Here is a 10,087-nt window from a genome sequence, read left to right as displayed (position 1 = left end):
AGTTAAGAGAATAAAAAAACAAATCGATAAATTCGGTCTGACTAATGAGGATTTAGGCCTCGAAATCAGCTCAAATTGAGGGATTTTGTTTACGTTAGTCAGAAAGTAAAGACAATGTTTTTGAAACTAAAACCAATATGGTAAACGACAATTTTATTATCGGAACATCTATGGCAATCAAATTTTCGGAGCACCTAAACAAATAAACCTTTTGTGACTTCCTGAAAATAGTTTAAATTTTAATTTTATAAATCTATTTCTCAGCTTTGAATTTATTGAAAAAACAGGTCGCTCCTAAGGAGCTTAACTGATTATTAAACTTTATTTTGCTATAAACAGTAAGCTCCTACGGAGCTATAGTCCCAAATGTTTTTAGCAAACATGAAGTTCTCACATATTGAAAAGTCCCATTGGGACTAACTGTTTGTAGAGATTAAATATAATAGTGTAAAAGAAGCTCCATAGGAGCGACCTGTAAAATTGTTGGAAAATATTAAAAATAGTCTATCTCTATTTTTTCAGCAGACATTAATTAGTACATCAATAGTCCTCAAAATCAAACCACAACTGCTTTCCAAAATGAATCTTCTCTTCAATCAGATTGAGGTTGGAGATACCAATACCAAACAACCTGACAGCATCTGACAAGCCCTCCTGGTTCAACAGTTCCATGACAGTGTCCCATATTTTTTCATTATCAGGATATTGGTCAAAGCTCTTACTTCGGGTTTGAAGCGTAAAATCCTTATACTTGATTTTCAGGGTCACGGTCCTGCCTTTGATTCCGGTTTTTTCCGTTCTCCTAATCAGTTCTTCATAAATCCCCTTCAATGCCAACTCCCACTCTGCCTGCGTATGCAAGTCCTTCTCAAAAGTGTTTTCTGCGCTGATAGATTTTCTTTCTCTATTTGGCTGTACTTCACTCATATGGATTCCCCTGACGATATTATAAAAATGGAGGCCTGATTTTCCGAATCTCTTGGTCAAAAACTGTAGGCTGTATTCCTTCAAATCCTTTCCTTGATGAATCCCAAACCGTTTCATTTTCTCCGCAGTCACTTTTCCTATCCCAAAAAACTTTTCTATGGGCAATCTCTCCAAAAATGCCTCTGCATCTTTCGGTAAAATTACAGCTTGTCCATTTGGTTTGTTGATATCAGAGGCGGTCTTTGCCAAAAACTTGTTATAGGAAATCCCGGCAGAAGCATTCAGCCCGGTTCTGGATTTGATTTTCTCCCGGATTTCTTTTGCAATCAGTGTTGCCGATGGATTTTGGAACTTGTTCTCTGTCACGTCCAAAAAAGCTTCGTCCAAAGACAAGGGCTCTACCAAATCAGTGTATTCAAAGAAAATCTCCCTGATCTGGTTGGAAATTTCTTTGTAACGGTCAAACCTTGGTCTGACAAAAATCAGCTGGGGACATTTCAATGTTGCCATTTTTCCAGACATGGCAGAGCGAACGCCATATTTTCTTGCTTCATAAGATGCTGCCGCAACCACGCCCCTTTCACGATTTCCTCCTACTGCTACTGGCTTTCCTTTCAGTTCAGGATTATCCAACTGCTCTACAGACGCATAAAAAGCATCCATATCCACATGTATGATCTTCCTGATATTTTCCATTATTTATCTACAACAAATCACCGGATAACACTTCCATAATTGCAGCAGCTTTGAGCTGACACTCTTCGTATTCATATGATGCATCTGCATCAAACGTAATCGCACTTCCTACTGCAAAATAACCTTTTTGGGAATTCTTATCGAAAATGATACTCCTGATAATAACATTCCAATCCATGTCTCCATTTTTGCCCACATGGCCAACTGTTCCCGAAAACCAAGAACGCTTGAATTTCTCATGCCTCTCAATCAATTCCATACACTTGATCTTTGGAGCTCCCGTCATGCTTCCCATGGGAAAAGTTGCATGGAAAAGTGCTTTTAAACCCAACTCATCTTGGCATTCTGAACTCACAGTGGAGATCATCTGAAAGACCTTTGGAAATGCATAGACTCCAAAAAGCTCGTCAACTTTCACTGAACCTGTTTGGGACACTTTCGAAAGATCATTCCGCATCAAATCCACAATCATCAAATTCTCAGCCCTTTCTTTTTCGCTGTTCAACAATATATCCTTCAATAATCCATCTTCATGGACATCCACTCCCCTCTTGATCGTCCCTTTGATCGGTTGGGCAATCAGTTTTCTCTTTTCCTTCTTCAAAAACCGCTCAGGGGAAGCGCAAAGCAAATACTTGTCTGCAGATTTGAATAAGGATGAAAATGGCATGGGAGATTTCTTCATCAAGTCAAAGAACCCAATTATCGGGTTCCAATTATCAGACTCAAATGAAAAAGCCATACAATAATTCATTTCATAAATATCCCCTTCACGGATATGGTTTTGGATCGATTCTACAGACTCTTTATACTCTTCTTTTGAGGTTTGGGCTAAGACTTCAACCTTCGGGTTGGTATCTATATTGGGAAGAACCGCATCCACAGATCCAAAAACCCAATCAGGATCTTCCGCTTCAATCTCAATGGAATCAACATCAAATCGTATGGTCAATTCTGGAATAAAAAAAACCGATTCCGGCAACTCTGTAAAAGCAATATTCTCACTGTGGAGTTTCTCAACCTTGTTTTTGTAATCATAGCTTAAGATTCCAACCAAGTCCTTTTCTCTATACAAATCAAATGCTTGGTTTATATCCATGGATTTTTGGGCAGCAAAAAATGACTTTCCAAAGCCATTTTCGGGATATTTGACACCGTTGTCATCAAAGAATGCGAAAAATCCATACTTGATATCTGCCCAAAAAAGGAGCTTTTTGATCCAAATTCCATAGGCTTCTTCAGAAAAGTAATAAGTATTGTTCATCCTACAAAATTAACCTTTTAACCCGGATTATGTATTAGGGTTCGTAATAGCCTGTCCCGATTCATACGGGAAGAGCTAAAAACACAAAATAATCAAGCATTTAGCGAATGAAGCATAGTAATTTCTATGGTGAATGAGCTAAATGCAGCGAAGCGTTTGATTATGAAGTGGTTTTAGATCGTAATAGAAATTCTAATGCATATTTCGGGTTAAACATAAAAAAAGAGGAAACCTTTCGATTTCCTCTCTCAATCAATGCATCCAATTGGTTTAGTTTGCTTTGATGTCAAAGTTTACACTCACAGAATTGTAGATAAACTGGTCTTTTGCTTTGTCTGCTGCGCTGCTTTCGTCACCATATGACAAACCCCAAGAAGTTCTGTCGATGTTAAAGCCTGCTTTTGCAGAAACGGTACCATCGGCAATTGATACTACTGCCGGGAATTTGATGTTTTTGGTATTTCCTCTCATGGTCAAGTTACCAGAGATCCAATGGGTAGGCGTTCCAGAGATCAATTCAGAATCTTTCTTAGGAGTGTTGTCAGTCTTGAACTCTTCAGTATCCTCGATTTTATCACTCGAAGCATAAGTTTCGACTTTAGTCACTTCAAATTCAGCCTCAGGATGATTTGCTGCATCAAAGAAATCTGGAGACTGAAGGTGGCCATAAAGTTTACCATAGTTTTCATCTGACTCTTCGATATCGTCGATTTTCAAACCTGTGATGTCGAAAACAAATTTACCACCTGTGATCGCATCGCCATCTACAACCAATTCACCAGAAGTAACCGGAATAGAACCATAATGCTGACCAGCAGGCTTGTAGCCTCTCCATTCAACATTACTAGCTGCTGCATCGATAGTCAAAGTACTACCTGAAGCTTCTCCTACTTCCTGAGCGTCAGTAGTCTCTACAGTTTCACTTGGGCCACCACAAGATACTGCGATCAAAGTTGCCGCTAAAAACAAGCCTGTTTTTTGTAATAGTTTCATAATAAGTGTTTGAATTTTAATTTCTGATTTTAAATGTATATACACGAAAACCAATAATATCGGAAAAAGTTCAACCATATGTAAAAAAAATAAATATATCTGAAGGTTTTTTGCGTATCAAAGGATTTAAACCGATGTAAAGATCCTAAGAACAAGGGTTTAAAAAGACTGTCCAGGATAAAGTTTGTAAATAAATTCCTAGACAATTATATTTCAATAGGCATCATGTTCGACTATTCCTTGTTCAACCCCGAACTTAAACCATTACAAGTGCATGATAAACCATTCATTAAATCGAAAAAAATATATTAATGACTGATATAACACACAATAAATACAACCAAAAAAGTGATTCGGCTTTAATTCGGCAAATAGGAGCATATATAAAGCATCACCGCATAGAGCTAAACAAAACACAAGAGCAACTTGCCAATGAAGCGGGGATCAGTCGATCCACTTTAAGTTTGCTAGAAAATGGAGATAACGGAACGATAGCAACACTTTTGCAAGTCTTAAGGGTATTGGACAAACTATTTATTATGGATGGTTTTGAGATTCATGAATCTATAAGTCCACTTTCTCTCCTAAAACTCCAAAAAGAGAAGCGTCAGAGAGCAGGAAGAAGATCAGGGAAAAAAGATAAACCATCTGAAGAACTAGATTGGTAATCCATGAATGTAGCAGAAGTAAAAATATGGGGAAAATTGGTTGGGGCTGTAGCATGGGATTACAATACAGGCTTGGCAATATTTGAATATGATGATAAATTCAAACAAGTGGGATGGACCTTAGCACCCATAAAGATGCCTAATGACGTATCACAAAGCATTTTTTCTTTCCCTGAATTAAAAAAAGACAAAAACTCCAATTTCGATACTTTCAAAGGATTGCCTGGCTTATTGGCAGACACACTTCCTGATAGATATGGAAATCAATTGATCAATATTTGGCTTGCTCAGCAAGGCCGTGCACAAGACAGCATGAATCCTGTAGAAATGCTCTGCTTCATCGGCAAGCGTGGAATGGGAGCGCTCGAATTTGAGCCGACAGTCTTAAAGGAAAATAAAAAAAGTTTCAACATTGAGATCGATAGCTTGATAGGAACAGCCCAGCATTTGCTAAACCAAAGAGAAGCTTTCAACACAAACTTAAGTAAAGATGAAGAGCAGGCTGTTTTGGAAATCCTTAAGATTGGCACATCCGCAGGTGGTGCCCGACCAAAAGCTGTCATTGCTTGGAATGAAAAAACTGTTGAGGTAAAATCAGGACAATCAAAATCTCCAAAAGGTTTTGAACATTGGCTAATCAAACTTGATGGTGTCAGTGAAATCCAACTAGGATCAAGTCATGGATATGGGCGTGTGGAAATGGCTTATTATAAGATGGCTTTAGACTGCGGCATCGAGATGATGCCCTCTCGCTTGTTGGAAGAAAATAGCAGGGCACACTTTATGACCAGAAGATTTGACCGGGAAGGTGAAAATGTCAAACATCACATCCAAACCTTCTGTGCGATGAAGCTTTTTGGTTTTAATCAAGTCAATAGTTTCAGTTATGAGCAACTTTTTCAGTGTATGCGTGAGTTAAAACTCACCTATGCAGATGCCGAGCAAATGTTCAGAAGAATGGTTTTCAATGTCGTCTCCCGCAACTGTGACGATCACACAAAGAACTTTGCTTTTTTGCTGAAACAAGGTGGCAAATAGGAATTAGCCCCAGCTTATGACTTATGCCATGCCTATCGTCCCGGCAGCGATTGGGTCAGTCAACATGCATTGAGTATCAATGGCAAGAGAAAAGACATCAACAAATCTGATTTGCTATCGATTGGGGAATCAATCCGCTGTAAAAAAGCATCAGAAATCATCCAAGAAATCAACGAGACAGTAAATCAATGGAAAAAATATGCAGACTCCGTAGAAGTCAATCCAAAACTCAGAGATGAAATCGGTAAAACACTTTTGAATCTAAGGTGATACTTCTTGATGAACTTTACCAACACAAGGTTCACCCATATCGACCTGGGCCATTGCATAAACTAAAATTCAAAAACCTCTCATCTGCTCTATTGATATACTTGTGCATCTCCCAATTCCAGCCTATTCTTTAGGTAAAAAAACGATTTTTAATATTAAGGGATAAAATGAGAAATGTATAGATATTCTTTGAATAAGATTTAGAATATCTGAATTCATTTTCAATGAAGAATAAACAAACCCAAAACATCTTCCTTATTTATCTTCTATATTTGTTCACAGTGAATCAAACAATCAAAATCCAATGCCTCTAATCAAATCTATCAAAGGAAAAAGTCCACAAATGGGAGAAAACTGCTGGTTGGCAGACAATGCAACTGTAGTTGGGGATGTCATCATGGGAAAAAACTGCACCGTATGGTTCAATGCCGTAGTCCGTGGGGATGTGCATGAAATCAGAATCGGTGACGACACCAACATCCAAGACGGGGCTGTAATTCACTGCACCTATCAGAAAGCCGGGACTTATATCGGCAATAAAGTTTCCATCGCCCACAATGCAATTGTACATGGCTGCACCATTCATGATAATGTTTTGATAGGAATGGGAGCTATAGTGATGGATGACGCAATTGTCCATTCTGGAGCTGTCATTGCTGCAGGTGCAGTTGTATTGGCAGGTACGGTAGTAGAAGCAAACAGTATCTATGCCGGTATGCCGGCGAAGAAAATAAAAACTACAGGTCCCGAAATGCAGGAAGTTATAGAGAGAACTGCAAAAAACTATCCGATGTATGCCGAATGGTTCAAAGAATAGTTGGATATGGGGTTTTCGGATAATCCTATCTGTATTTTTCAAACCTCCCTACCCTTGCCCCGATTCAACATATAATTTCAAAACATCCATTGCGATCAAATATATCGATCGAAAAATTGACAATCCGCAATATTTTTACACCAACAAGACTTTTTATTCCTTTAGATTTTAATAGTTTTAGGAATTGAAGCAAAAAACCAATCAATCCTTTCATCGCCATACACGAATCACATATGATCATAGGAATATTAAAAGAGCCGAATGAGGAAGCCAGAGTAGCCTTGCTTCCAGAGGCTGTCAAAACCTTACTTTCATGGGGTGCACAAGTCTATGTAGAATCCGACGCAGGACTTTCAGCATTTGCAGACAATGCTTCTTATATAGCTGTCGGCGCTTCTATAAAACCGAGGGAAGAAGTTCTTGCCAGCGTTGACATGATCTGTGGCATCCAACCAATTAGTCAGGAAGAAATTCTAAAAATGAAGCCCGAATCTGTCCTTTTGGGTCAAATGGGAGCACTTTTCAACCCTGAACTCACCAAGTTTCTTGTCAAGGAAAAAAGGACTGCATTCAGCATGGAACTCGTACCCAGAACTACAAGGGCTCAGAGTATGGATGTACTTTCGTCCATGGCCACAGTGACGGGTTACAAAGCCGTGCTATTGGCAGCAAGCAGTTTGCCTCGTTTTTTCCCAATGTTTATGACAGCAGCAGGAAGTATCACACCAGCCAAAGTTTTGATTTTGGGTGCTGGGGTAGCCGGATTACAGGCCATCGCAACAGCCAAGAGACTTGGAGGCTCTGTTTCTGCATTTGATGTCAGACAAGCTGCGAAAGAAGAAGTTCTTTCTTTGGGTGCAAAATTCGTCGATGTAGAAGGTGCCAAAGAAGACAAGGCTGCCGGTGGGTATGCTGTAGAACAAACGGCAGAATTTATCCAAAAGCAAAAAGACACCATCCACGAATATGCCGCCAAGTCTGATGTCATCATCACCACTGCACAAATCCCTGGCAGAAAAGCGCCGCTTCTGGTTGAAGAAAGGACTGTTTTGGCGATGAAGCCAGGTTCAGTCATTGTCGACCTTGCTGCTTCCTCAGGCGGAAACTGCGCCTTGACACAAGCTGACCAAACAGTAGAAATCAATGGAGTGAAAATAATCGGCGTTGGAAATATCGCATCTGAACTGCCTCAAGATGCCAGCAAAATGTATGGCAAAAACTACCTCAATTTCCTTAAACTGATCATCAAAGATGGAGAAATCAACCTCAACTTCGAAGATGACATAGTCAAGGGAACCTGCGTATGCCATGCTGGTGAAGCCGTCAATTCCCGAATCTCTGAAATGTTAACACAATAAAAATGGAAGAATCATTGAATTTTATTGGGGAAAATATGGAAATGATCTATTTCCTGATTCTCGCTATATTATTGGGAGTAGAAGTGATTTCCAATGTCCCCGCAATCCTACATACACCTCTCATGTCAGGAGCCAATGCCATTCATGGTGTAGTGGTAGTGGGAGCCATCATCGTCATGCTTCACGCTTCCCCTGACAATTACCCATCATTAATAGTAGGCTTTTTGGCTGTGGTAATGGGCACATTGAATGTGGTTGGTGGATTTGTAGTGACGGATAGAATGTTGGAGATGTTTAAGAAAAAACCTAAGAAATCATGAGTTTAAACATACTGGAAATCATTTACCTTATTGCCTCCCTTACTTTTGTGATAGGTTTGAAAATGCTCAGCCATCCCGAATCTGCCAGAAAAGGGAATTTGATTGCTGCAGTCGGAATGCTGATAGCAGTGATCGCAACAATTACTATTTACCAGCCATTCGACAATTCCAAATTGGTTAATTATGGATTGATTGCATTGGGCTTGATCGTAGGGACTATTATCGGAACGATGATGGCAAAGAAAGTCCAGATGACTGCCATGCCACAGATGGTTTCGTTTTTCAATGGGATGGGTGGTGCATGTGCCGCATTGATCGCTATCATAGAATTCCAAAACCACGAAACTGGCTTGGGAAGTTCTTTTGATGGAGAGTTCTTGGTGATGCTTTTAGGCTTGATCATCGGTTCGGTGTCGTTCTCTGGCTCTATGATAGCCTACGGCAAATTGGAAGGAAAAATCAAAGACAAAGTCCTTCCGATGAACCAATTGATCAACATGGTCATGCTTTTCACAATAGTTGCATTGACAGTCTATCAGCTGTTGGGATATGGTGATGCCACTGTATTTTATGTCCTACTGGTGATAGCTTTGATCTATGGAATTCTGTTTGTCATGCCTATCGGTGGAGCTGATATGCCTGTAGTCATTTCATTGCTCAATTCATTTACAGGTGTTGCCGCAGCTTTTGGCGGTTTCTTATATGGGAACAAAGCCATGCTCACCGGAGGTATATTGGTGGGTTCCGCTGGGACGATCCTGACGATCCTGATGTGTAAAGCCATGAACAGGTCATTGACCAATGTATTGCTTGGAGCCTTTGGCGCAACCAAAGCTTCCGGAGCGAAAGGGGAAGCTGGAGATCAAACTGCAAAAGAGATCAGTATTTCCGATACCGCTGTTTTACTTTCCTATTCCCAAAATGTCGTAATCGTTCCGGGTTATGGATTGGCTGTGGCACAGGCACAGCATATTTGCCATGAATTGGAACAGTTGCTGGAAGAAAAAGGGGTAACAGTGAACTATGCAATCCATCCTGTCGCAGGTAGGATGCCAGGACATATGAACGTGCTATTGGCTGAAGCAGATGTCCCATATGAAAGAATGCAGGAGATGGAAGAAATCAACCCCAGAATGGCCAATACAGATGTAGTGGTTGTCATCGGGGCAAATGACGTGGTAAACCCTGCTGCCAAAAAAGACCCATCCTCCCCTATTTTCGGTATGCCGATTTTGGAAGTAGACCAGGCCAAAAATGTCATCATCCTAAAAAGAGGCATGAGTGCCGGTTATGCGGGCATTGAAAATGAACTGTTCTTTTATCCAAAAACAAGGATGTTGTTTGGAGATGCAAAAGACTCTTTGCAGAAGCTGACTGCGGAGGTGAAAGAAGTTTAGAAAGTTGGAAGGCTGGTCCATTGGAAAATTTGTCCAAAGCTCTTGGGTTTATTGTACCCTGATTCTGTCGAATCCTGAAATTCCATGCCCCCATCTCTTTCAAATGAAGCAGCCCAACCTTGTCTGCATCAGCCAAGTCCTCTGATGTTGTTATCTCCATCATCGACAATGATCCCCGGATTGCTATCCGGGGATCATTGAAACTTAAGCCCATTCGGGGTATTAGACTTACACATCAAACCTCTTTATGCTCAGAGATTTACTCCATTGATTGTTATTAATATTATGATATCAATAAGGAAAGCAATAATTTGTTTTCCTTTTTTTATATTTTTACAG

At 40.0% G+C, this 10,087-nt stretch carries 10 protein-coding genes; 7 read left to right on the top strand and 3 right to left on the bottom strand.

Going from position 1 to position 10,087, the window contains the following annotated elements; translation table 11 throughout:
• Positions 1 to 540: 540 nt before the first annotated feature.
• The 3 genes from dinB to ACFSKL_RS08685 form a co-directional block, all read right to left on the bottom strand.
• A complete protein-coding gene (dinB, locus tag ACFSKL_RS08695; protein ID WP_376885399.1) occupies positions 541 to 1,623 on the bottom strand; it encodes a DNA polymerase IV in 1,083 nt (360 codons plus the stop codon).
• A gap of 7 nt (positions 1,624 to 1,630) precedes the next feature.
• Positions 1,631 to 2,887: an anthranilate synthase component I family protein gene (locus ACFSKL_RS08690; protein ID WP_376885397.1), complete on the bottom strand. Its 1,257-nt coding sequence runs from the start codon at positions 2,885 to 2,887 to the stop codon at positions 1,631 to 1,633.
• 270 nt (positions 2,888 to 3,157) lie between these two features.
• Positions 3,158 to 3,880 carry a YceI family protein gene (locus ACFSKL_RS08685; protein WP_376885395.1) on the bottom strand — a complete coding sequence of 241 codons (723 nt, stop codon included), beginning with the start codon at positions 3,878 to 3,880 and terminating at the stop codon, positions 3,158 to 3,160.
• A gap of 311 nt (positions 3,881 to 4,191) precedes the next feature.
• Here ACFSKL_RS08685 and ACFSKL_RS08680 point away from each other — a divergent pair, with 311 nt between their 5' ends.
• The 7 genes from ACFSKL_RS08680 to ACFSKL_RS08650 all read left to right on the top strand — a co-directional run bounded on the left by ACFSKL_RS08680 (position 4,192) and on the right by ACFSKL_RS08650 (position 9,748).
• The gene (locus ACFSKL_RS08680; RefSeq protein ID WP_376885393.1) at positions 4,192 to 4,548 is read left to right on the top strand and encodes a helix-turn-helix domain-containing protein; all 357 of its coding nucleotides are present in this window, start codon (positions 4,192 to 4,194) and stop codon (positions 4,546 to 4,548) included.
• A 3-nt stretch (positions 4,549 to 4,551) separates the two neighbouring features.
• On the top strand, positions 4,552 to 5,586 hold the full coding sequence (locus ACFSKL_RS08675; protein ID WP_376885391.1) for a type II toxin-antitoxin system HipA family toxin: 1,035 nt from the start codon (positions 4,552 to 4,554) through the stop codon (positions 5,584 to 5,586).
• A 69-nt stretch (positions 5,587 to 5,655) separates the two neighbouring features.
• Positions 5,656 to 5,856: a hypothetical protein gene (locus tag ACFSKL_RS08670; protein ID WP_376885390.1), complete on the top strand. Its 201-nt coding sequence runs from the start codon at positions 5,656 to 5,658 to the stop codon at positions 5,854 to 5,856.
• A 304-nt stretch (positions 5,857 to 6,160) separates the two neighbouring features.
• On the top strand, positions 6,161 to 6,673 hold the full coding sequence (locus ACFSKL_RS08665; RefSeq protein ID WP_376885389.1) for a gamma carbonic anhydrase family protein: 513 nt from the start codon (positions 6,161 to 6,163) through the stop codon (positions 6,671 to 6,673).
• Between the two features lie 233 nt (positions 6,674 to 6,906).
• The gene (locus ACFSKL_RS08660) at positions 6,907 to 8,031 is read left to right on the top strand and encodes a Re/Si-specific NAD(P)(+) transhydrogenase subunit alpha (protein WP_376885387.1); all 1,125 of its coding nucleotides are present in this window, start codon (positions 6,907 to 6,909) and stop codon (positions 8,029 to 8,031) included.
• A gap of 2 nt (positions 8,032 to 8,033) precedes the next feature.
• Positions 8,034 to 8,351 (top strand): NAD(P) transhydrogenase subunit alpha part 2, encoded by a 318-nt coding sequence (locus tag ACFSKL_RS08655; protein ID WP_376885384.1) that lies wholly within the window; start codon positions 8,034 to 8,036, stop codon positions 8,349 to 8,351.
• Positions 8,348 to 9,748 (top strand): NAD(P)(+) transhydrogenase (Re/Si-specific) subunit beta, encoded by a 1,401-nt coding sequence (locus ACFSKL_RS08650; RefSeq protein ID WP_376885383.1) that lies wholly within the window; start codon positions 8,348 to 8,350, stop codon positions 9,746 to 9,748. Before ACFSKL_RS08655 ends, ACFSKL_RS08650 begins: the two co-directional genes overlap by 4 nt.
• The last annotated feature ends 339 nt before the right edge of the window (positions 9,749 to 10,087 follow it).

Source organism: Belliella marina, from assembly GCF_042682445.1.
Classification (GTDB): domain Bacteria; phylum Bacteroidota; class Bacteroidia; order Cytophagales; family Cyclobacteriaceae; genus Belliella; species Belliella marina.
Note: the sequence above shows the minus strand (reverse complement) of the source record. Positions and strands in the feature narration are given on the sequence as shown.

Excerpts from the sequence above, each read along its gene's own strand:
- dinB (WP_376885399.1), bottom strand. The coding sequence starts at position 1,623 with ATGGAAAATATCAGGAAGATCATACATGTGGATATGGATGCTTTTTAT.
- ACFSKL_RS08690 (WP_376885397.1), bottom strand. The coding sequence starts at position 2,887 with ATGAACAATACTTATTACTTTTCTGAAGAAGCCTATGGAATTTGGATC.
- ACFSKL_RS08685 (WP_376885395.1), bottom strand. The coding sequence starts at position 3,880 with ATGAAACTATTACAAAAAACAGGCTTGTTTTTAGCGGCAACTTTGATC.
- ACFSKL_RS08680 (WP_376885393.1), top strand. The coding sequence starts at position 4,192 with ATGACTGATATAACACACAATAAATACAACCAAAAAAGTGATTCGGCT.
- ACFSKL_RS08675 (WP_376885391.1), top strand. The coding sequence starts at position 4,552 with ATGAATGTAGCAGAAGTAAAAATATGGGGAAAATTGGTTGGGGCTGTA.
- ACFSKL_RS08665 (WP_376885389.1), top strand. The coding sequence starts at position 6,161 with ATGCCTCTAATCAAATCTATCAAAGGAAAAAGTCCACAAATGGGAGAA.
- ACFSKL_RS08660 (WP_376885387.1), top strand. The coding sequence starts at position 6,907 with ATGATCATAGGAATATTAAAAGAGCCGAATGAGGAAGCCAGAGTAGCC.
- ACFSKL_RS08655 (WP_376885384.1), top strand. The coding sequence starts at position 8,034 with ATGGAAGAATCATTGAATTTTATTGGGGAAAATATGGAAATGATCTAT.
- ACFSKL_RS08650 (WP_376885383.1), top strand. The coding sequence starts at position 8,348 with ATGAGTTTAAACATACTGGAAATCATTTACCTTATTGCCTCCCTTACT.